This is a genomic window from Streptomyces cirratus (assembly GCF_014650775.1).
Classification (GTDB): domain Bacteria; phylum Actinomycetota; class Actinomycetes; order Streptomycetales; family Streptomycetaceae; genus Streptomyces; species Streptomyces cirratus.
On sequence record NZ_BMVP01000009.1, the window covers coordinates 211,737 to 232,381 of the forward strand.

General features: G+C 71.7%; 19 protein-coding genes. 7 read left to right on the forward strand and 12 right to left on the reverse strand.

Annotation, left to right across the window (positions count from 1 at the left end; all coding sequences use genetic code 11):
* Nucleotides 1-237: 237 nt before the first annotated feature.
* The 6 genes from IE207_RS22515 to IE207_RS22540 form a co-directional block, all read right to left on the reverse strand.
* Nucleotides 238-672, reverse strand: coding sequence for an NUDIX hydrolase (locus tag IE207_RS22515; protein WP_190186081.1), 435 nt, complete (start codon nucleotides 670-672; stop codon nucleotides 238-240).
* Between the two features lie 30 nt (nucleotides 673-702).
* Nucleotides 703-837 (reverse strand): SDR family oxidoreductase, encoded by a 135-nt coding sequence (locus IE207_RS22520; protein WP_373304750.1) that lies wholly within the window; start codon nucleotides 835-837, stop codon nucleotides 703-705.
* A gap of 99 nt (nucleotides 838-936) precedes the next feature.
* Nucleotides 937-1,452 carry a hypothetical protein gene (locus tag IE207_RS22525; RefSeq protein WP_190186082.1) on the reverse strand — a complete coding sequence of 172 codons (516 nt, stop codon included), beginning with the start codon at nucleotides 1,450-1,452 and terminating at the stop codon, nucleotides 937-939.
* Nucleotides 1,453-1,939: 487 nt separating this feature from the next.
* Nucleotides 1,940-4,321: a non-reducing end alpha-L-arabinofuranosidase family hydrolase gene (locus IE207_RS22530; RefSeq protein WP_190186083.1), complete on the reverse strand. Its 2,382-nt coding sequence runs from the start codon at nucleotides 4,319-4,321 to the stop codon at nucleotides 1,940-1,942.
* Between the two features lie 461 nt (nucleotides 4,322-4,782).
* Nucleotides 4,783-6,324 (reverse strand): sigma-70 family RNA polymerase sigma factor, encoded by a 1,542-nt coding sequence (locus IE207_RS22535; RefSeq protein ID WP_229873892.1) that lies wholly within the window; start codon nucleotides 6,322-6,324, stop codon nucleotides 4,783-4,785.
* Between the two features lie 510 nt (nucleotides 6,325-6,834).
* A complete protein-coding gene (locus IE207_RS22540; RefSeq protein WP_190186085.1) occupies nucleotides 6,835-8,376 on the reverse strand; it encodes an MFS transporter in 1,542 nt (513 codons plus the stop codon).
* 101 nt (nucleotides 8,377-8,477) lie between these two features.
* Here IE207_RS22540 and IE207_RS22545 point away from each other — a divergent pair, with 101 nt between their 5' ends.
* Complete coding sequence (locus IE207_RS22545) at nucleotides 8,478-9,197, forward strand: TetR/AcrR family transcriptional regulator (RefSeq protein ID WP_190186086.1); 720 nt, start codon at nucleotides 8,478-8,480, stop codon at nucleotides 9,195-9,197.
* The gene (locus IE207_RS22550; RefSeq protein WP_190186087.1) at nucleotides 9,190-9,525 is read left to right on the forward strand and encodes a DUF6204 family protein; all 336 of its coding nucleotides are present in this window, start codon (nucleotides 9,190-9,192) and stop codon (nucleotides 9,523-9,525) included. Before IE207_RS22545 ends, IE207_RS22550 begins: the two co-directional genes overlap by 8 nt.
* A gap of 20 nt (nucleotides 9,526-9,545) precedes the next feature.
* On the opposite strand, the gene IE207_RS22555 is transcribed toward IE207_RS22550, so the two are convergent.
* Together IE207_RS22555 and IE207_RS22560 are read right to left on the reverse strand one after the other, a co-directional pair.
* Entirely contained in the window at nucleotides 9,546-10,190 is a 645-nt protein-coding gene (locus tag IE207_RS22555) for a response regulator transcription factor (RefSeq protein ID WP_190186088.1), read from the reverse strand.
* A complete protein-coding gene (locus tag IE207_RS22560) occupies nucleotides 10,184-11,269 on the reverse strand; it encodes a sensor histidine kinase (RefSeq protein ID WP_190186089.1) in 1,086 nt (361 codons plus the stop codon). The genes IE207_RS22555 and IE207_RS22560 overlap by 7 nt, the downstream gene beginning before the upstream one ends.
* A gap of 216 nt (nucleotides 11,270-11,485) precedes the next feature.
* On the opposite strand from IE207_RS22560, the gene IE207_RS22565 reads away from it, so the two are divergent.
* Complete coding sequence (locus IE207_RS22565) at nucleotides 11,486-12,775, forward strand: tannase/feruloyl esterase family alpha/beta hydrolase (protein ID WP_190186090.1); 1,290 nt, start codon at nucleotides 11,486-11,488, stop codon at nucleotides 12,773-12,775.
* Between the two features lie 208 nt (nucleotides 12,776-12,983).
* On the opposite strand, the gene IE207_RS22570 is transcribed toward IE207_RS22565, so the two are convergent.
* Complete coding sequence (locus tag IE207_RS22570) at nucleotides 12,984-13,643, reverse strand: protein kinase domain-containing protein (protein WP_229873893.1); 660 nt, start codon at nucleotides 13,641-13,643, stop codon at nucleotides 12,984-12,986.
* A 24-nt stretch (nucleotides 13,644-13,667) separates the two neighbouring features.
* Between IE207_RS22570 and IE207_RS22575 the strand changes: the two genes are divergently transcribed.
* Entirely contained in the window at nucleotides 13,668-14,669 is a 1,002-nt protein-coding gene (locus IE207_RS22575) for a LuxR C-terminal-related transcriptional regulator (protein ID WP_190186114.1), read from the forward strand.
* Between the two features lie 19 nt (nucleotides 14,670-14,688).
* Here the strand turns inward: IE207_RS22575 and IE207_RS22580 are convergent, their stop codons facing one another.
* Nucleotides 14,689-15,312, reverse strand: coding sequence for a TetR/AcrR family transcriptional regulator (locus IE207_RS22580; protein ID WP_190186091.1), 624 nt, complete (start codon nucleotides 15,310-15,312; stop codon nucleotides 14,689-14,691).
* Nucleotides 15,313-15,453: 141 nt separating this feature from the next.
* Here IE207_RS22580 and IE207_RS22585 point away from each other — a divergent pair, with 141 nt between their 5' ends.
* From IE207_RS22585 to IE207_RS22595, 3 genes are all read left to right on the forward strand, one after another.
* Nucleotides 15,454-16,380, forward strand: a complete 927-nt coding sequence (locus IE207_RS22585; RefSeq protein WP_190186092.1) for an alpha/beta fold hydrolase — start codon at nucleotides 15,454-15,456, stop codon at nucleotides 16,378-16,380.
* A gap of 171 nt (nucleotides 16,381-16,551) precedes the next feature.
* On the forward strand, nucleotides 16,552-18,054 hold the full coding sequence (locus IE207_RS22590; RefSeq protein WP_229873894.1) for an alkaline phosphatase: 1,503 nt from the start codon (nucleotides 16,552-16,554) through the stop codon (nucleotides 18,052-18,054).
* Between the two features lie 65 nt (nucleotides 18,055-18,119).
* Nucleotides 18,120-18,659: a hypothetical protein gene (locus tag IE207_RS22595; RefSeq protein WP_190186094.1), complete on the forward strand. Its 540-nt coding sequence runs from the start codon at nucleotides 18,120-18,122 to the stop codon at nucleotides 18,657-18,659.
* 16 nt (nucleotides 18,660-18,675) lie between these two features.
* On the opposite strand, the gene IE207_RS22600 is transcribed toward IE207_RS22595, so the two are convergent.
* Together IE207_RS22600 and IE207_RS22605 are read right to left on the reverse strand one after the other, a co-directional pair.
* Nucleotides 18,676-19,650, reverse strand: a complete 975-nt coding sequence (locus IE207_RS22600) for an MASE1 domain-containing protein (protein ID WP_373304748.1) — start codon at nucleotides 19,648-19,650, stop codon at nucleotides 18,676-18,678.
* Nucleotides 19,651-19,760: 110 nt separating this feature from the next.
* Nucleotides 19,761-20,588, reverse strand: a complete 828-nt coding sequence (locus IE207_RS22605; RefSeq protein ID WP_190186095.1) for a PP2C family protein-serine/threonine phosphatase — start codon at nucleotides 20,586-20,588, stop codon at nucleotides 19,761-19,763.
* Nucleotides 20,589-20,645: the final 57 nt, after the last annotated feature.

The following is a 20,645-nucleotide window of genomic DNA, read 5'->3' on the forward strand; positions in this document are numbered from 1 at the left end:
CCCCGTCGGGGAAGCGCGGCTCGGCCGTTGCCGCCCTGGGGCGGCGGTGCGGACCGGAGCCAGGCGGCACCGGTCCGCCAGGCAGCGACCGAGGGCGGATCGCAGCCGGGGAGAAGTCCGCACCCCGACGCAAGCGCTCGCCGAATCGGACGGCAGCTCGATGGCCGCCGCCATCACTGGCGGCGACCATCTCCCTCCCGGAGCAAGCAGGTGTGCCCCGGAAGCACACCTGGTCGTTCAGTGACTGAGCAAGGTGAGAGTCCCGGCGCTGATGGCGCCCCGCAGGACGTGGGCGATCTCCTCCGGCTTGAGGTCGATGCCGTCGAGGCCTTCGACGGTCAGCGGGATCTCCTCCAGCGCGTACTCGCCCCGGTCTTCGGCGCTGAACTCGGGCCCGGTGCGGTCCTCGAAGGACCAGGTGGCGATGCGGGCGAGGTAGAAGAGCTGGCGCTCGTCGTCGGTCTCCATCGTGTGGAGGAGTCGGACGATCTCGGCCTTCCCGGCGATCTCCTCGTGGATCTCCCGGTGGAGGGCGGCCTCCCGGGACTCGTCGCCGGGCTCGACTCCGCCACCGGGAAGCACCCAGTACGGGGGGATGTCGGGCTTGGTGCGGCGGATGACCAGCATCGTGTCGTCGGCGGTGACGAGGACGGCGCGGACTCGTTCCTTCATTTCGGTCTGTCTCCTTGCTTGTTGTCGGTCTCAGTGCAGCAGCCGGCCGCCGTCGACGTGGACGGATTGCCCAGTGATGAACGATGCGGAGGGGCCCACGAGGAATGCCACCAGGGCCGCGACGTCCTCGGGCCGGCCACGGCGAGGGACGCACTGGCGCTTGATCTGGTCTTCCGGGCGCCCCCGATCTCGGCGCCGATGCCGGTGGCTCCGCCGGTGACGAGCGCGTTGCGGCCATGAAGTGGGCGGGCCTGGAGAGGGGTCTCAAGCAGGGGCAGGGACCTGGCTGCTCCGTTCGCCAGAGTGGGAGTGAGGGGCCGGTGTGGTGGTGAAGAAGGTGTCGATCGGCGTGAGCGGGTGCTGACTCTCGGCGAGCTTGATCAGCACGAGCAGGAGGTCGTGGCCGGTCAGCCGGGTGGGCGGGATAACGCCGAGGATGCGCATGGCGAGGAAGGCGTGGATCTCCTCCAGGCCGCAGCCGTCCTCCCCACGGAGGCGGTGCAAGGCCCTTGTGATGGCCGCACTGCGCCCGGGCCCGGTGTTCCAGGAGTAACGGACGTCGATGTGGCGGCTGCCCTCGTGCACCTCCAGGTGCACGACGCGCGGGCGGGTCAGTGGTGGCAGGGCGAGGTAGAGGCCCGGGACGCACTCCGCCAGTGACACGCGCCTCCCTGTCTCGTCGGCCGCCGCCCGCAGGTCAGCGCAGACGCCGTCTACGAGTCGGTCGAGGCGGGGCTGCACGGCCGGGTCGCGGTCGGCGAGGGCGATGACGTCGCCCATGAGCAGCTCGCACCGTCCGGTGGCGAAGACGTCCTCGTAGGCGAGGAGCTGTGGCCACCGCCTTGTGGAAGGTGGCCGCTGCCACCGCAGCCTGCCGGGGGCCCGTACTCACGCCCCCTCCCCAGGGAGGGTGTCCGGCCAGCCCTGGAGAACGACGGTCGCAAGCGCTTCGGCGGCCGGGCGCTCGGTGCGGGCGGTGGTGACCGCACTAGCGGGCATGGCCCTTGACGCCGTAGGCGGCCGTCGTCACGCACCCATAGGCCTCGACAGGGTGCGCCCCGTGTGGCGGACGTCGTGGAGCGTGAGCGGCTTCAGCATGCCGAAGCCCACGATGGAAGTCCACAGAGGAGAGGAACCCCAGCCGGAGCACGGCTGGGGTTCCTCGATGCGGTGAGTGTGGTCAGCGGGTGGAGTCGCCCGGGCCGGGAACCGCTCGTCTCCGCTCCGGCAGGCCGCCCCGAATGGTGATCAGCGGGGATCGGGCGGGTTAGCGCTGCAAGGTGAGGACACCCGGCCGGTACGGCAGTTGGTCGTAGGGGCCGCCCGCGGTGGGGGACTTGCCCTGGTAGAGGAACTGCAGGTTGCAGGGGTCGATGGTCATGGTCTGGTCGGGGTTGTTGCGGACCAGGTCACCGTGGCTGATGTCGTTGGTCCAGCCGGCACCGCTGTTCGCCTTGCCCGCGAAGGGCTTGCCTTCGCTCGTGGCCTGCGGGGTCCACGAACCGCTCAGGCCGGAGGCCGTGAACGAGCGGAAGTAGCGCACCTGGTTCGCACCCTTCGCCTCGACGATCATGAGGTACTGGTTCTGGCCCTGGACCTTGTAGACCTGAGGCGCCTCGAACAGGTTGTCCGCCGTGTCGCTCATGACCGTCGTGTACGAGGAGCCGAAGTTGCCCGGGAAGTTCCCGATCGGCATGCTCGCCCGGTAGATCTTGCCGTTGTCACCGGCGAAGAACAGGTACATGTTCTTGTCGTCGGCGATCAGGGTCTGGTCGATCGGGCCGGTCGGGGAGTCGGTGCGGGGGATGCTGCCGGTGAACAGCGGCTGCGGCGCGGACCAGCCGTTGGGGTTGGTGGGGTCGTTCGACGTGCGGTAGATGAAGGGCCACGGACCCCACTGGTACGCCAGCACCCAGATCTTCTTGGGCGCGAAGTAGAACAGCGTGGGCGCGACCGCGGCCTGGTTCATGCCGCTCTGGCCGGCCGACGCCATGTCCGACCAGTTCGTGAAGGGACCGAACATCATCGAGCCGTACGACGATCCCGAGAAGTCCGTCCCGTAGACCAGGTGCTTGCCGTTGTACGTCACGGTGGTGAAGTCCTTCAGCGAGGCCCATCCGTTCGCCGGCTGCGCCAGCGCACCCGTCGACGTCCACCGGTAGGTCGACGGAAGAGCACACGGGCCGCCCGGCGGCGCGGGCGTCGTCGGGGCCGAGGTCCCGGACAGGCCGGTCCACTTCTGGTTGCCGCCGCCGGACCAGCAGGCGTACAGCTGGATCTTGGTGCGGTTGGCGGTGGCCGCGCCGACGGCGTCGAGGCACAACCCGGACTGGACGCCGGCGATCGTGCCGTCGGTGTTGATGTTCCACTGCTGGCCGGCGCCGCCGTTGCAGTCCCCGATGACCACCGCGGTGCCGTTGGTGGTGCCGTTGGCCATGGCGCTCAGGCACTTGGTGCCGTAGATCATCAGCTGCTTGTCGGAGGTGTAGGTCCACCGCTGGTTGGTCTGCCCGTTGCAGTCCCACAACTGCGCCTGCGTGCCGTTGACGGTGGTGGAGCCGTTGATGTCGATACAACGGCCGGAGGCGACGCCCTTGATTGCCCCGGTACCGGCCCCGCCGGTGGTACCGGGGGCTGCCTTGAGGGCGTTCACGACGGCGGTGTAGGCGGCCTTGGGGTTGCCGTTATTGTCGAACAGCAGGGGGCTTTCGCCGCTGCGCCAGGAGTCGCTGTCGCGGATGCCCCATACCGTGATGCCGGAGCACCGGGCCACGGACAGGCAGGCCTTGACCGTGTTGGCGTAGTGGGTGGGCGACGCCTGGGCGATGTCCAGCTCGGTGATCTGGACGTCAACACCCAGGGCGGCGAAGTTGGACAAGGTGGTCTGGAAGCCGGACGGAGGGCCGCCGGCGCCGAAGTGGCTCTGGAAGCCGACGCAGTCGATCGGCACGCCGCGGGACTTGAAGTCCTTCACCATGCCGTAGACGCCCTGGGTCTTGGCGTCCGACCAGTTCTCGATGTTGTAGTCGTTGTAGCAGAGCTTGGCCGAGGAATCGGCCGCCCGGGCGGTGCGGAACGCTTCCTCGATGAAGCCGTTGCCCAGCACGTTCTGGAACACCGAGCTGCGGTGCTGGGTGGAACCGTCGGCGAACGCCTCGTTGACCACGTCCCAGGCGTAGATCTTGCCCTTGTAGTGGGTCATCTCGGTGGTGATGTGGTTGTTCATCACGCTGCGCAGCGTGTTCGCGTCGCCGATGGAGCTGACCCAGGCCGGGAGCTGCGAGTGCCAGACCGTGGTGTGGCCGCGCATGCGCTGGCCGTGTGCCGAGGCGTGGTTGACGATCCGGTCGGCGGGGCCGAAGTTGAAATTGCCGCGGGACGGTTCGATGGCGTCCCACTTCATCTCGTTCTCCGGGGTGATCATGTTGAACTCCCGGTCCGCGATCGCGGCGTACGCCGAGTCGCCGAGCCTGCCGGCGGCCACAGCGGTGCCGAAGTACCTGCCCGAGGGGGCCGCCTGCGTACCCAGGGGTGTTGCGGCTCCGGCGGAGCTGGGGAGGAGCGTCACGACACCGGCCACCAGCGCCGCGGCCGACAGTCCTATCGTCAGTGTGCGGCGACGCCGGCCGAGCCGGTGCAGGCCCTTCATGATTCTCCTCGGGAGCCGCGGGTCACCCAGGATGCCGTGATCGTGCGCGCACCGGCCGGTACGGCCTGATCCGCCGCGGGGTGGGTGCGGTGCAGGAGCTGGGGCCGTTCCTGCCCACCGGTCGCCGGGGGTTCGTGGCTGTGTCGCGTCATTGGAGGGGCTTTCTTCCGGGGATACGTCCATGGGGAAAGTCGGGGAACCCGCCACGCCGGCACGTCATGGTGAGCGGCGGGAAGGGCACCCCATGAAGTGGAGGCCTCCGAACTCGCGCTCTCGTAACGGAAAATTCGCGCCGCCCGGACGATTGCCCAGTGATGCATCTCGCAGGCAAAAAGCGTTACGCCAAGCCCCGGGGTCCGCCCCTGGGGAAGGTGCACGCGCCCTGATCGTCAGTGAAACGAGCCGGCAGGATCACCGGCTGTCACTGCGCGACTCGGTCCGAATCGCGCAGGGAGCGTTTCTCAAGCCCATGCCTTGCGCATGACGAAGGAAGCCTGGCCGGCGAAGGACCGAGTGCCGTCGGAGCCATCGAGCCAGATGCCACCGTCGCGGTGGCGGAGGACCGATCCGGGATAGTTGTGCGCGTGCAGGGTCACCGACCCGGCGACCGCCCCGGGGTGTGCGCAGAAGGTGGCGTCTTCACGGAAGAGCTCACTGCCGTCGTCGGTGCTCAGCCGCAGCCGCAGGTCACGATGGCGCAGATAGCGGCCGTCGGCCGAGCTGAAGGTGACGCACCGTGGGTCGGCCAGCCCCCGGACCACCGTGAACGTGACCCGCTGCCGTGTCTGCGCGCTGCTGGACGCGGAGACTCGGCCGAGCGTCGCGAAGTCGTCGGCATACGCCAGGTACAGGCCGGGTTCGTCCACGGACTCCAGCGACTGTGGGCCCAGCGGAACAGTGCCTGCGACGGCGGACGGACTCACCGGGGACGGTCCGGTCGACGTGGTGGTGCGCGACGGGATCGGCGTGGCAGTGCCGACCGTGGGAGCGGCGATGGCGCCGGGCTCCCGGTGCGCCGGTTCGGGCCAGGTCGCGTAGGTGGCGGTCCCGGTGATGAGCACCGCGGCGGTGGCGAGGCTCACCATCGGATGGGCGGTCACCGCGTGGAACTTGCCGATCAGCGCGCTGTGCAGACTTCCTCCCCCCGTCGCCGTGCCGACGGCGGCGTGTGCCGTGGCCAGCCCGGCGGCGCTCGCGGCCGTACCCGGGAGCAGGCCCTTGGCGGCCAGCGCGGCGATGAGTGCGGCCGGGACGGCCAGCGTCGTGAGGCCGAGGGGCAGCAGTTCGGCCGGCACCCGTTCTGCCGTCGTCGCCATGCAGAGGGGGCAGACGCGGGTGTGCCGCGCGATCCGCTTGCGCCACACCGATGAACGGAGACCGTCCCAGCCGACGACGGTCTCGTCCAACTGCGGACAGCGCGGGTCGGCCTCCAGCGCGGCGACGATCGTCCGGCTCAGTTCCAGCTGCTCGCGCATGCGTTGCAGGCGTACTCCGACGTGGGCGACGGTGAGCCCCATCGCGGCGGCGATGTCGTCACGGCTCAGCAGGCCGGCGCATTCCTGCCACCACAGCGACAGCAGCACCCGATGGTCCGGGTCGAGCCACCGGCCGGCTTCGACGACCTGACGGCGCTCGTCCGACACATGCAGACGCAGGATCGTCACGTCCTCGGGTTCGGCGCCGGCGTCCGGTATCTGGAGTGCCTCGTCGATGACCGTGGTCCGGCCGGCGAAGGCGCGTTGCCGGTGCCAGTGAGCATTGATCTGGCGGAGCGTGATCGACACCAGCCAGGAGCGGAAGCTCTCCGGGGCACGCAGGGCAGGCAGGTCGCGCACCACGCGCAGCAGGGTTTCCTGGACGACGTCGTCGACGTCGGCATGCCCGCTCAGCGATCGCCGGACGATGTTGTAGACCAGCGGCAGGTACGCGGCGATCAGCTCCTCGCGTGCCCGGTCGTCACCGGCCTGCGCCGCGACGACCAGCCCCGCGTGGTCCGCATCCATGAGCCCCATTCCTGCCTCCCTCAGAAGAGCGATCCGCCGAGTGCGGTGCAGCCCCTTGGCGTCGGCAAGGGTATGTGGCCAAAGCCCGTGCCTTGGGTCACCGGTCCGGCCCGCGTCCACTTGGCGTGCCGGTACCGCGCGTTGTGGGCTTGTCGGTGGTGTTCCGGCCGCGGCACGAGCGTCAGGCGGCCACTGATCAACGCCTACCGCGCCACCACGAGGTGACCTGAGGACGTTCCCGGCTCGAGGCAACCTTTTGCGGGGCCTGTGACCACAAGGAGTCGGATCCGGCCCTCGCTTCGTGCTGCGCGTCGAGCTGGGCGCGACGATCTCGTTCATCCGGGCAGACCGCTTCAAGCTCGCCAACAGCAACCCGGACCCGGTCGAAAACTCCTCGGACGTGGACTCGGCCGACCGGAGACACGTCTGGGACGCACCGCCGTGGCTCGCGGAGCCCGGCGACGACTTCTTCCGCTACCGGTCGAGGATCTGCGGAGGAGTCCTTCCTCCCTACCGCTGTGCCGCTTCCGGCTGCGGGGCCTGTCGTTCGTCGGGCAGCGACGGGGTGACGTCCGGTCGTGGGCGAAGGAGCAGCGCGACCAGGAGCGCTGCGGCGGCCAGTGCGGCGCTGCCGCAGCGCAGCGCCAGGTGCAGGGCGTCGATGAAGGCGGCGTTGACGGCGTCGCGGACGGGGGCGGGGAGGGCGGCGGTGTTGTCCGGGGCCGTGCCGGGGAGGGGGCGGCCGAGTTCGGACGGTGCGCCGAGCCGGTGGAGCGAGTCGGCCAAGGTGGTGGTGAGCCGGCTGCCGAGGACGGCTCCGAGGACGGCGACGCCGATGACACCGCCGATCTCCCGCAGGGTGTTGAGGGTCGCGGAGGCCATGCCGGCCCGCGCCGGGTCGACGCGCTGCATGACCGCGATGGACACGGGGGTGAACGTCATCCCCATGCCGAGGCCCATGGTGAGCAGTACCCAGACGTACTGCGCGTAGTGGGCACGTGCGCCGTAGAGCGAGAGGGCGCCGAGCCCAGCGGCGCACAGGGCCAGGCCGGCGACCAGCGGGAGGCGGGGGCCGTGCCGTGAGGTGAGCGCGCTCGACAGCGGCGCGGCAACGACGATCATCGCGGTCATCGGCAGGCCCGCCACGCCCGCGTCCGACGGGGACCAGCCCATCACGTCCTGCATGAGCAGGGGCAGGAAGAACGCGGCTCCGAACATGCCGAAGCTGGTCATGAAGCCGCTCACCGCGGCGCCGGTGAGCACCCGGTCCCGGAAGAAGCGCAGGTCGAGCATGGGGTCGGCGCTGCGGGCCTCGACCACGACGAAGGCGGGCAGGGCCGTTGCCGCCACGGCGGCGAAGAGGAGCACCCGGGTGTCGGTCCAGCCCCGGGCAGGCCCCTCGATGAGGGCGTACACCAGTGCCCCGAATCCCAGCGCGGAGAGCGCCTGGCCCGGCAGGTCCAGCCGCCTCGTGCGGGCCGCGAACTCGGGGAGGAACCGGGCCGCGAGCAGCAGACCCGCCACCCCGATGGGGACGTTGATCCAGAAGACGGCGGCCCAGCCGAAGGCGTCCACGATCGGCCCGCCGAGGACCGGGCCGACGGCCAGGCCCAGTGCGGAGACGCCGGACCAGAGGCCGACGGCCCTGGCCCGCTCCTTCTCGTCCGTGAAGACGTGGCGCAGGATGGACAGGCTGCCCGGTGTGAGCAGTGCCGCTCCGAGGCCTTGGAACATCCGGGCGGCGATCAGCGTGCCGGTCGATCCGGACAGCGCCGCGGCCGCCGAGCCCGCCGTGAAGACGGCCAGGCCGGTCAGGAAGACGCGTCTGCGGCCGTACCGGTCGCCCAGGGTGCCGCCGGTGAGCAGGAGGGCCGCGTAGACCAGGCTGTAGCCCTCCACCACCCATTGCAGACCGCTGACGCCGGAGTGCAGCTGCTGCCCGATGCGGGGCAGCGCGTTGTTGACGATGACGTTGTCGAGCATCGCCATGAACATCGTGGCGCACAGGGTGGCGAGCACGAGCCCTTTGCGTCGGGTGTGCGGCTTCATCATCACAATCCCTAACGGTGTTAGTCGCTGGTGCGGCTAGACTGCCTCTAACAGTGTTAGTTGGCAAGCGGGATTCCCTGCGGGGCCCGCGAAGGAGGTGGCCGATGGCCGTGGAGGGCAAGGGCGATGACAGCCCGCAGCAGCCGGGACTCACCCGCCAGGCGCTCGTCCGGGCCGCCCTGCGCGTACTGGAGCGCGAGGGCGTGGGCGGCCTGTCGATGCGCAGGCTCGCCTCCGAACTGGGAGTGAAGGCGCCCTCGCTGTACTGGCACGTGCGCAACAAGGAGGAGCTGCTCGACCTGCTCACCGACGAGCTCATGGCCGATGCGCAGGCGCCGCCCCGAGAGGGCGACTGGCGGGAGCAGCTGCGCGAGTACTGCGTGCGCTACCGCCGGCACCTGCTCGGCAAGCGCGACGCCGCCAAGGTCGTCGCGGGCCGGCTCGTCCCGGGCCCGCACCTGCTGCGCCTGATGGAGGACCAGCTCGGCCGCCTGCGGGAGGCCGGCTTCGCCGACGCCGACGCAGCCATGATCAATTATCTGCTCGGCGCGTTCGTCCAGGGCTTCGTGCTCCAGGAGCTGGGCCCCCTCTCGGCGTCCGAGGCCATGGGCGCCGACCGCCGGGAGGTCGCCACGGCCGCGGGGGAGCAGCTGCGCCGACTGCCGCCGGAGACCTTCCCCCACCTGGTCGCACTCGCCGGTGACCTGACCGGCCCGTCCATGGAAGCCCGCTTCTCGTTCGCCCTCGAACGCGTCCTGGACGGACTGTCCACCCTGCTGGAGCAGAGCTCCGGCGTACGAGAAGAAGGAACGTCCCATGAGTGAGCGCACCTACCGGGTCATCGTCCGCGGCGTGTTCGCCGACCTGGACGATGCCCAGCGCACCCGGCTCCTCGCCTCCGCCGGCGAACACGACATCCTCAGGGCGGCGTTCACCGACGACGGCACCCTCGTCTACGACCGGGAGCTGCGCGCCTTCTCCTTCCGCTGCGTGGTCCGGCAGGCCGCCGACCTGGAGGACGAGGCCGCGGGCGGTGCGGCCTGCGACCGTGCGGCCGCCGCCCTCGCCGCACGCGGCATCGGCCACGGCGCCCTGCGCACCAAGGTCACCAGCGTGGACGACATGAAGATCCGCCGGCCCCGCCGGGGCTGATCGAGCGGCCGGGCCGTCGCTCAGATCAGCCCGTTGTCCCGGGCGTAGAGCGCGGCCTGGGTCCGGTCGCGCAGGCCCAGCCGGCTCAGCACGCGCGAGATGTGGTTCTTGACGGTCCCCTCGCTCAGGTACAGCCGGGCGGCGATCTCCCTGTTCGTGGCGCCCGCGGAGATGAGCCGCAGCACCTCCGTCTCCCGCGGCGTCAGCAGGTCCGGAGCGGGGGCGCCGGCGGCCAGCGCGGCGAGGACCGTCTGATCGAACTGGGCGACACCGGCGTGCGCCAGGCGGACCGCCCGGGCGAGTTCTGCCGCGGGCAGGTTCTTGAGCAGGTAGCCGACCGCGCCCGCCCTCAGCGCCCGTCCGACGTACTCGTCGTCGTTGAACGTCGTCAGCATCACGATCCGGCAGCCGGGCAGCTGCCGCCTCAGCAGCGCCGTGGCGGCCACTCCGTCCATGCCGGGCATCCGGACGTCCATCAGCACCACGTCGGGGTGACACCGCCCGGCCAGGTCCACGGCCTCGGCGCCGTCCCGCGCGCTGCCCACCACCTCGATGCCCGGCTGGATGCCGAGCAGTGCGGCGATGCCCTCGCGGACGAGGTCCTGGTCGTCGACCACGAGGACGCGTACGGTCGCCCCCTCCTGCGCCACGGGCCCGTTCACCACGGCACCCCCACCGTGAGGGCGGTGCCCCGGTCCGAACTGGACAGCTCCAGCGTCCCGTCGGCCAGGCGGACCCGCTCCCGCAGCCCGGCCAGGCCGAAGCCCTCCTCGGCTGCGCCCAGTCCGCTGCCGTTGTCCGTGACGCACAGGCTCGCGCCGAGGTCGTCGTAGCGGACCCGCACGCCGATCTCGGTGGCTCCGGAATGCCGGCAGGCGTTGGTGAGGCCCTCCTGCGCCGCCCGGTACAGCACCAGCAGGGGCCGCCGCTCGACGCCCGACACGTCCAGGGAGATCCGGCGGGCACCGCCGTCCAGGTGGTGCACGAGGTCGGCCAGCGTCCGGGCGAGGCCCACCGGCTCCGACTCCGCCTCGGGGCCGAGAGTGCGCACCGAGGCCCGTACCTCGTCCAGGGCCCGGTTCGCGGACCAGCGGGCATGCGACACCGCCTGCGCGGAGGCGGCCGGATCGAGGGAGACGAACGCCTCGGCCTTCTCCAACTGGATCCCGATCGCGGTCAGGTGGTGCCCGAGACTGTCGTGGATCTCGCGGGCCAGCCGGTTGCGCTCCCGGGCCGCCGACAGCTGCGCCACCTGCGCGAGGGTGTCCTCCAGCCGGCCGCGGGCCCGCTGCTCGCGCACGGCAACCGCCGCCGTGGCCAGCGCCAGTACGATGCCCAGCGCGAACATCAACAGGTCGGAGATGTACTCGGCGCGCACGGCCCAGTCCGGCACCCACAGGGTGAACGCGCCCGCCAGCAGGAGCACACAGCCCGCACCGAGCCACACCGCGGCGGCCGGCCCGAAGGTGAAGAACCCCAGGAACGGCACCAGCACGAACAGCACCCGCGAGAGCCCCGAGGTGTCGAGAGCGGACACCGCGCAGAGCAGTACGACCCTGAAGGCGAACACCGCGCTCCCGGGGATCGGCCACGCCCTCCCGTCGAGAGCCGCCAGCACACACAGCAGCACCGTGAACCCGGCGGAGCGGACGTCGAACCCCGGACCGATCGCGGCGTAGTAGAGACCCCCCGCGAGCACCGCCCCGTAGAGGACGGCAGGTATCCAGGGCACTGGACGCGGCATCGGACGGACCTCCTCGCAAATCCCGTGCCCACGCACGGTCTCCGCAGCGTACGCAGACCCACGGGGCCCGTCCGCACCACGCGACGGACGGAGTGCGGGATGTGGCCGAAGGTCATGTGCCCTCCGGTGCCGCACACCCCTGCCGCTCCGTACTTACCCGCCATGACCTGCGGTTCCTAGGTTTCTCGGCGTCACCACCGCACGAGATGAGGACTCATGCACCTGCGTTCCCTCGCCATCGCACCCCTGCTGTTGGCAACCGTTCTGACAGCCCCGGCGGCCGCCCGGACCCACACCGCCGACATCAAGGTCCCGGGCGCCGAGCACACCGTCTCCGCCCGCCTGACCGATCTGACCACCACGGGCACCAAGCTCACCGGGCACACGGACCCGCTCGACTGGGCGGGCCTGGAGGCTCCCGGCACCACGACCCCCTCGGGCGTCCCCGGCATACAGGTCGACGGCTACTTCCCCGACACCTCCACCACCAACACCAACGTCAACTACGGCTGGAAGCACGACAGCCAGTTCGTCATCCGGCTGCCCGACCACTGGAACGGCGGACTCGTGGTCGCCGGACCGCCGGGACTGCGCAAGCAGTACGCCAACGACCGGATCATCAGCGACCAGGTGCTCGCCAAGGGATACGCCTACGCCGCCACCGACAAGGGCAACACGGGCCCCGAGATCTACAAGGACGGGGACCGCCCCGGCGACGCCATCCTGGAGTGGCACCGCAGGGTCACCGAACTCACCGTCGCCGCCAAACAGGTCACCGACCAGCACTACGGGCGCAGCCCGCGCTTCACCTACGCCGCCGGCCTCTCCGCGGGCGGCTACCTCGTCCGCTGGCAACTCGAACACCGACCCGACCTCTACACCGGCGGCCTCGATTGGAACGCCCTCACCTTCACCCCCGACGGCGGCCTCCTCGCCACCCTCCCGCCCGCCCTGCGCGCCTACCCCCGCTACGACGAGGGCGACCGGACCGCCCAGGCCGCCATGCTTGCCGCCGGCTATCCCAAGGGCTCCGAACCCCAGTGGGGCTGGCACTACGACAAGCAGTGGAACCTCCTCCAGCGCGTGATCCGCGAGGAGCTCGACCCCGACTACGACGGACCCGGAGCCCCCCAGCCGGGCACCCCGCCCTGCCCCGCGGGCACCGGAGCCGGCTGCGACACCGACTACGACTTCGCCTCCCGCCCCCGGGCGGTGCACGAGGCCGTGGAACGGATCTCCCTCACCGGGAACATCCGCCGCCCCCTCATCAGCATCCAGGGCAGCCTCGACGCCCTCACCCCGCCGGCCGCCTTCGGCGACGCCTACCACCGCATGGTCACCACCGCCGGCCGCGCCGGCCTGCACCGCTACGTCACGGTGCCGGGCGGTGCCCACACCGACGGCCTCGTCCCGCTCGACCCGGACCACCTGCGCCCGATGCTCGGCTCCTTCACCAAGGCCCTGAGCGACCTCGAGTGCTGGACGCGACCCACTTCCGCCTCCTGACGGACACACCCCCCGAACGTGCGGAAGCGCCCCGGACGACCAGCGTCCGGGGCATCGGTCCGCGTCTTGCCGTGCCGGCACGAAGCCGTCCCCCGCTTCCGGCCGTCACGCCTCGCGGGCCTGGCGCGTCCGGCGAACCGCGGCCGGCCGCGGGCTCCCTTCGAAGGTGACGGCGCCCTCGCTCGGCCGGTCCCGGCCACCGCGATCCTCAGCCCTCGAGCTGGAGCAGGGGGGCTCGTGTCACCTGCGCTTCCAGCCCCGTGCGAGGCACCACGCTCCGCCGCCGATGAGGACGAAGATCGCTCCGGCCCAGCCGGATGCAGGCGAGCGCGTACCGGTCGACGGCGGTCCCCCGGTAGCCGGCGGGCGCGCGGAAGCCGGGGGCGCCGATGGCCTGCGCGGACTCGTCGCCGACGGGGGTCGCGGTCTCCAGGTCGATGAAGGAGAGGGTGTCGTCGGGGCGGACCAGGATGTTGTTCGGGTGGAGGTCGCCGAAGACGACCCCCTTGGCGTGCATGGCCTCCACGCCCCGCTCCACCTGGTCGAGGATCTTCAAGGCCCAGGCGGTGTACGCCCCGCGCGCGTCCGCGGCCCCGGGGGTGCCGTCGTCGGCCACCATGGGGTTGCGGCTCAGGAGTTCCCGGGCGAGCGGCTTGCCCTCCACGTACTCCCGCGCCAGGAACCAGTGCTCGTGGCCCTTGCGGTAGTCCACGACCGCCGGGATGCAGTCCAGGCCGGACAGCTGCTCCAGCGCCCAGTGCTCGCGCTCCAGCCGGGCCACGGCGTCGGCGCCGTCCTCGTCGAGCCCGGCCAGCGGGCGCGCCTCCTTGAGCAGGACGGAGCCGCCGGTGCGGGTGTCGGTCGCCACGTAGACGCCGCCGCCGTTGGAGAAGTGCAGGGCCCTGGTCGCCCGGAACGGGAAGTCCCGCAGGGTGGCGGCGTTGCGCGCGGCGACCTGTCCGAGGCCACGCCCGCCGACCTGTCCGACCAGCTCGGCCGGCCGCTGCCCGATGTGGAGGAATGGCTGGCACGGCTGGAGTCGGTGGAGCTGACGGCTTTGGCCGATAATGGCTGTATCCGGCCCGCTCCTCCCGCGATCGCCGTGCAGCGCCTGATCGATCTGCGACTGCGGGAGCTGCGTGAGGAGTTGCAGCGGGTGGCGGCCGAGCAGCGGGTCGTCGAGTCGCTGCTCGCGGAGCGCCACGCGGTGCGTGCGGCGGCCGACGACATGTCGGAACGGCCGGCCATCGAACGGGTGGAGGGGACCCCGAACGTCCGGGCGGTGATCGACGAGCTGACGTTCTTCACCCGGCAGGAGGGACTGACCACCCAGCCGCACGGCGCGCTCAGCGCGGCCAGCATCGAGGCGTCCCGGCCGCTGGACGCCCGCATCCTGCGGCGCGGCATACAGATGCGCACGATCATGCGCTCGGCGGCGGTGGAGGACGGCCCGACCCTCGCCTACCTCCAGGAGATCTCGGCGATGGGCGCGGAGATCCGGATCTCGGACAAGCCGCTGGAACGGATGCTCGTCTTCGACCGGGCCGCGGCGCTGACCCCGATCGACCCGCAGAACCCGCGCCTGGGGGCCCTGGTGATCCGGGAGGCGGGGCTGGTGGCCAACCTGGTGTCGCTGTTCGAGCGGATGTGGTCGGACTCCGTCGACCTGCGCGAGGCGGTCGCGGCCCGCCAGGGTACGGGCGCCGCGCTCACCGGGATCGAACGCAAGGTGCTGACCACCATGTACCAGGCGGAGAAGGACGAGAGCGGGGCCCGCGAGGTCGGCGTCTCCGTCCGCACCTACCGCAAGTACGTGGCGGACCTCATGCAGCGCCTTGGGGCGACGAACCGCTTCCAGGCCGCACTGCTGGCCCGCGACCACGGCTGGATCTAGTGACCTGACCGCCCCGTTGCTACGCGGCCGGCGGGCGCGGGCCGGGCCGGAAGACGCGGTCGAGGTGGTGGTCGAGGACCGCGACGGCGGACTGCGGGGTGCGCTGGCCGACCAGGATGCTGGTGCCCATCGTCGCCGTCATCGCCAGCAGGCTGATCGCCTCCGTACGGGCGTCGGCGTCCGGGTCGGCCAGGCCCTCGGCCTGGGCCCGCTCCAGCAGCCCCGTCAGCGCGTTCTCCGCGGCGTCGGGACTGTCGATGAAGGGCTGGGCGGCCAGCGCCTCGTCGGTCACGGAAAGGATCGAGTAGGAGCTGTAGAGGAGGTGGAAGGTACGGCTCTCCTCGTCGGTCGGCAGGGAGGCCAGCAGCAGCGCCTCGACGGTCGCACGCGGACCCGGTTCGGGGCCGGCGTCACGCAGGCGGGCGCCCACGCGGGCGGTGAAGCGGTCGGTCAGGTGCTGTAGCCCGTAGAAGAGCAGCTTCTCCTTGGTCTGGAAGTAGTACTGCACGAGCCGGAGGGACACCCCGGCTTCGGCGGCCACGTCGCGCATGCCGACGGCGTGCAGCCCTCGCCGCCCCGCGACCCGGATGAGCGCCTCGGCGATCTGGGCGCGCCGTTCCTCGTGGTCCACGCGTTTCGGCATGTGTTCGGCTCTCTGTCCTTCGTCGTCGGATCCGTCGTGGCCGGGCCTCTTCATGACTCGCGACACTCTTCATGATACCGCCGTATCAACATCATGATACGTTCGTACCACGAAGAACGGATCTTCCCCCGGAGGTGCCCCGTGCCCAGGAACACGACCCGCGTGCGCCGCGACGTCGGCCGCTACGTCAACGACGAGCTGCGCGACCGGTACTTCGCCGCCTGCGAAGCCGTCTACGCGATGGGCGCGCCCGCCCGCTGCGAGACGGACGTCGAGACGAGCTTCGGCACCACGCACGTCTACCGGTACGGCCCCACCGACCCGGCCGGCGAGTCCCGCACCCCGATCGTCCTGATCCACGGCGCGGGCTACTGCTCGGCGATGTGGTATCCCAACACCCCCGCGCTCAGCGCCGAACGGCCCGTCTACGCGCTCGACACCCCCGGCGACGCCGGGCGCAGCGTCCAGCGCGAGCCCATGTGGCAACCCGAGCGCGCCGCCCAGTGGATGGACGAGGCCCTCGACGCCCTCGGCCTCGACCGGGTCCACCTCGTCGGCTCCTCCTACGGCGGCTGGCTCGTCATCAACCAGGCACACCTGCGGCCCGGACGGCTCGCCTCGGTCACCGCCCTCGACCCGGGCGGCCTGGAAAAGGTGGGCCTGCGCTTCTTCGCCTGGGTCTTCGTGAGCCTCTTCGCCACCTTCGCCCCCAAAGCGCTGCGCCCGCGGCTCGCCTCCTGGCTGGAGCAGCCCGTCATCGCCGTTCCCGAGCTGCGCAAGTGGGTCCACGCCGGCGCCCGGGCCTTCCGCATACGCCGCCCCGCACCCCTGCCGCTGACCGACGCCGAACTGGGTTCCATCCGCACGCCGTTCTACCTGGTCATGGGCAAGCGGAGCCTGCTCGTGCACCCGAGGAGGCAGCTGGAGCGCGTACCGCGCCTGATCCCGGGGGCCCGCGCCGAGATCATCGCCGCCACGGGTCACGGACCGCAGATCGACCACCCCGACGTGGTCAACGCCCGGATGCTGGGTTTCATGGCGGACGTCGACGCGCAGGCCGACGCGTAGGTGGCGGTCGCCTTGCCGCCGGGCGGGGGTGCGGCGTGCTGCGTTCGGGTGGTGGTTACGCGTTGAACAGGGGCCGTTCATGTGGCGCTCATAGCTTCGGAGGGACCGAGTAGTCCTTTCGAGGGGATCCTCCAGCAGATGCGCCGCAGACCTGTGAAGACGTTGACCGTTATGGCCCTTGCGGGGGCCCTGGCCGCCGGGACGGCGGGCGCCGCCAACTCCGCGCCGCAGAACAGCGACCATGACAAGGAAATCCGCAACGTCATCTACCTGCTCGGTGACGGAATGGGCCGCACTCACGTCACGGCCGCCCGCGACCGGTTCTACGGCGCCGGCGGGAAGCTGACGATGGAGACCCTCCCCTTCACGGGTGCGGTCGCCACGTACGCCGTCGAGAAGGGCACCGCCAAGCCCTCCCTCGTGACCGACTCGGCCAGCTCCGCCACCGCCTGGTCCTCGGGCGTCAAGACGTACAACGCCGCGATCGGCGTGGACTCGTACGAGAAGAAGGTCGCCACGCTGATGGAGCAGGCCAAGGCGGCCGGCTTCGCCACGGGCAACGTCTCCACCGCCGAGGTCACCGACGCCACCCCGGCGGCCGAGTTCAGCCACGCGCTGCTGCGCGGCTGCCAGGGCCCGGTCTACTCCGACGCCGCCTGCCTCCCGAAGAAGGAGGACGGTACGTACGAGGCCGCGCCCGCCGACAAGACGCTGATCACGCCGATCGCCGAGCAGATCGCCCGCAACGGCACCGCCGACGTCGTCTTCGGCGGCGGCCTCGCCCGCTTCGAGCCGGACGACCAGAAGGCCCTCCAGGCCCAGGGCTACCAGGTGCTCGGCAGCTTCGGTGACGCCGCGCTGCCCGCCCAGACCGCCGCCAGCCAGAAGGTCGCCACCAAGGCCGACCTCGACAACGCCAAGGGCAAGAAGGTCATCGGCCTCTTCAACCGCGGCAACCTGACGGTCGAGCAGGCCAAGGCCGCTCTGCCCGCCGACGCCCCGCAGAAGCAGGAGCCGTCGCTCGCCGACATGGCCCGCAAGTCGATCGCGCTGCTCTCCGACCGCAAGCAGCAGGAGCGCGGCAAGGGCAAGGGCTTCTTCCTCCAGATCGAGGGCGCCCAGATCGACAAGCGCTCGCACGCCAACGACGCCGCGCAGACGCTCGGTGAGGTCAAGGCGTTCGACGACGCGGTGAAGGCCGCGTACGACTTCGCGAAGAAGGACGGCCACACGCTGGTGATCGTCACGGCCGACCACGAGTGCGCCGGCTTCAACATCATCGAGCACGGCACCTACACCAACGCCGAAGCGGTCGCGCCCCCGGCCAACACCGACGCGGGCAACCCGGCCAACAACAGCACCCCCTCGCGCGCCACTTCCGGCGCCAAGGACACCACCCGCTCGACCGGCATCCTCAACGGCGCGGGTTCGGGTGACGTGAAGAACTTCGCGCCGGCCACCTTCCGCACCCCGGACGACGCGCCGGGCGTGAAGGACGGCAGCCCGGAGGCCAGCCTGTGGCTGACCTACCTGTCCGGCAACCACACCGGCGCCGACGTGCCGATCTTCGCCTACGGCCCGAACGGCAGCGCGTTCGCCGCGAGCCAGAACAACACCGAGCTCCACACGAAGATGTACCGCTCGCTGTTCGGCCGCTCGCCCCAGCACCACTGACCCCTCGTGCGAGCGGGGCCGGGGGGCGCACTCCTCCCGGCCCCGCCCCCTTCCTGGAGCCTTCGATGAGACACCCCCTCCGCCGCACCGCCGCCGCGCTGGTCCCGGCCGTGGCCGCACTCGCCCTCGTCACCGGCTGCTCGGGCAGCGCGGGGAGGGCCGGCCCCGCCGGGGAACCGGCCGTCGCCGCCTCGCCGGTCGCCGCGCCCGCACCGCGCAGCGCGCCCGCACCGGCCGCCGTCCTCGCGCAGCCCGCCCGGCAGGGCGAAGTCCGCGTGGAGCAGGGTCCGTTCACCGACCGGCTGCGGCTGGACCGGCTCACCCTCACCGACCGGCAGACCGTCACCGGGCACGCCACCATCACGGCGGACGTCAGCGACACCCTGGCCCTGGAGCTGGCGGTGGCCTACTACGACGCCTCCGGCCACCTCGTGGGAACCGGGGCGTTCCAGTACCAGGAGGAGGGCGAGGACGCGCACGGCGCCGAGCACCACGACGGCCCCCGCGCGGCGGGCGACGGGATCGACTTCACCGTGTCGCCGGGCAAGCTCACCGGCACCCCGGCCAGCGCCGTGCTGACCGTTCCGGTGCTGGTCAGCGAGTAGCCGCCCGGGCCCGCACTCAGCTCCGCGCGCGCGGGGAGAGGCGGTTCACCAGCTCGGCCAGGTCTTCGCAGGCCTGCTGGATCTTGAGGCGGACATTGTTCTGCTCGGTGACCAGCGCAGACAGCAGCAGCGCGGTCAGGGCCACGGAGCCGTTGAGGGCCATCAGGTTGGCCATCACCTCGAGGATGCCGTGGCGGGCGAACGGCCCCGCCCGGTCGGCGGCCGCCCACACCGCCGCCACCGAGACCAGCAGCGCGCAGGGCGCCGCCCCGACCAGCTGGAACCTGACGGCCGCCCAGATCAGCAGCGGGAACACGAGGAAGAGCAGCGAGAGCGAGCTGCGCGTCACCAGGAGGGTGACCAGCACGGCCACGACCAGCAGCGCCACCGCCTCGGCCGTGCGGTACAGGTCGCGCGGCAGCCGCATCCGGGGCAGCGCCAGGAGCAGCGGCGTCCCCACCAGCACGCCCATCGCGTCCCCTGCCCACCAGGCCGCCCACACGGGCCAGAACCCGCTCCACGGCAGGGTCCCGACGAGCGCCAGCACCCCGGTGCCGACGGTCGCGCTGAGCAGCATCGGCAGCAGGCCGCCCAGGAACACCAGCGCCAGGCCGTCGCGCAGCCGGTCCAGCTCGGGGTGGAAGTGTGCGCGGCGGAGCATCGCGTAGGCCCACAGCGGGGCCAGGGTGTTGCCGGCGATGATGGCGAGCGCGCTCGGCTCGACCGGGCCGAGCGTCCGGATGACCAGGTACGTGCCCAGCGCGATGCCCGGCCAGATCCGCGCCCCCCGCCACAGCAGGGCGGTGACGGCGATCCCCGTGGGCAGCCACAACGGCGTGACCTGCGCTCCCGCCACGACCACGCGCTGGAGCAGGCCCAGCCGGCCGGTCCCGTAGTAGGCCGCGGCCACCGCGAGGATCCACAGCGCCTGACGCGGTAGGGACAGGGCGGGGGAGGGACCTGGCCGCCGCTGCCCTCGCTCGGTGCTCACCCCACGTATGAGACAACGGCTCCGGCCCCGCGCGGGTTCCTGACACGCCCTATGGGCCGGGCGGCGCGTCGTCACCGCGCGGACCGGCACGCGACGACCGACAGCCGGCCCTACCGGCCGGGCGGCGCGTCGTGCCGCAGGACCAGGACAGCCGCGTCGTCCGCATGGCCGGTGGAGTCGGCCACCCGCAACACCTCCGCGGCCAGTTCCTCCGGATCCGCCGCCGCGCCGTCCCGGACCACCCGGGCCACCTGCCCCAGCCCCGTCGCGATCGGGAACGAGGGACCCTCCACCACCCCGTCGGTGAGCAGGACGTACGCCCCCGCCCGGCCGAGGGACCGGGCCGTCACCGGGTAGTCGCCCCCGGCCAGCACGCCCAGCGGGAGCCCGCCCTCGTCCTCGGCGATGCCGTACGCGCCGTCCACCGTGGCCCACACCGCCGGGATGTGCCCGGCGCGGGCCCCTTCGAGCCGCCAGGTCCGGGGGTCGAAACGCAGGAAGCTGCACGTGGCGAAGAGGTCCCGGCCGACCGACAGCAGCAGGTCGTTGGCCCGCGCCAGCACGTCCCCGGGATCGGACGCGGCGGCGGCAACCGCGCGCAGGGCTATCCGGATCTGGCCCATGAAGGCCGCCGCCTCCACGTCGTGGCCCTGCACGTCGCCGATGGAGAACGCCAGCGACCCGTCCCCCAGACGGAAGCCGTCGTACCAGTCGCCGCCGACCTCCAGCCCGCCACGGGCCGGCGAGTAGCACGCCGCGGTACGCAGCCCCGGCACGTCGGGCAGTGACGCCGGGAGCATCTCGCGTTGCAGGGCCTCGGCCAGCTCCACGCGGGCCCGCTGGAACTCGGCCCCCACCCGCGCCTGCGCGGTGAGCCGTCCGAGCGTGGCCAGGAGGTCATCGGCGCTCACCGGCCGTGGGGAACGACGCCGGTTCATGGACCGCTCCCTCTGGACGACCGGTTCTCCCTGTCCTGCACCCCAGGGTAGGTGCGG

Coding starts and splice junctions, on each gene's coding strand:
- IE207_RS22515 (WP_190186081.1), bottom strand. CDS start 672: ATGAAGGAACGAGTCCGCGCCGTCCTCGTCACCGCCGACGACACGATG.
- IE207_RS22525 (WP_190186082.1), bottom strand. CDS start 1,452: ATGGGCGACGTCATCGCCCTCGCCGACCGCGACCCGGCCGTGCAGCCC.
- IE207_RS22530 (WP_190186083.1), bottom strand. CDS start 4,321: ATGAAGGGCCTGCACCGGCTCGGCCGGCGTCGCCGCACACTGACGATA.
- IE207_RS22535 (WP_229873892.1), bottom strand. CDS start 6,324: ATGGATGCGGACCACGCGGGGCTGGTCGTCGCGGCGCAGGCCGGTGAC.
- IE207_RS22540 (WP_190186085.1), bottom strand. CDS start 8,376: ATGATGAAGCCGCACACCCGACGCAAAGGGCTCGTGCTCGCCACCCTG.
- IE207_RS22545 (WP_190186086.1), top strand. CDS start 8,478: ATGGCCGTGGAGGGCAAGGGCGATGACAGCCCGCAGCAGCCGGGACTC.
- IE207_RS22550 (WP_190186087.1), top strand. CDS start 9,190: ATGAGTGAGCGCACCTACCGGGTCATCGTCCGCGGCGTGTTCGCCGAC.
- IE207_RS22560 (WP_190186089.1), bottom strand. CDS start 11,269: ATGCCGCGTCCAGTGCCCTGGATACCTGCCGTCCTCTACGGGGCGGTG.
- IE207_RS22565 (WP_190186090.1), top strand. CDS start 11,486: ATGCACCTGCGTTCCCTCGCCATCGCACCCCTGCTGTTGGCAACCGTT.
- IE207_RS22580 (WP_190186091.1), bottom strand. CDS start 15,312: ATGCCGAAACGCGTGGACCACGAGGAACGGCGCGCCCAGATCGCCGAG.
- IE207_RS22590 (WP_229873894.1), top strand. CDS start 16,552: ATGGCCCTTGCGGGGGCCCTGGCCGCCGGGACGGCGGGCGCCGCCAAC.
- IE207_RS22595 (WP_190186094.1), top strand. CDS start 18,120: ATGAGACACCCCCTCCGCCGCACCGCCGCCGCGCTGGTCCCGGCCGTG.
- IE207_RS22605 (WP_190186095.1), bottom strand. CDS start 20,588: ATGAACCGGCGTCGTTCCCCACGGCCGGTGAGCGCCGATGACCTCCTG.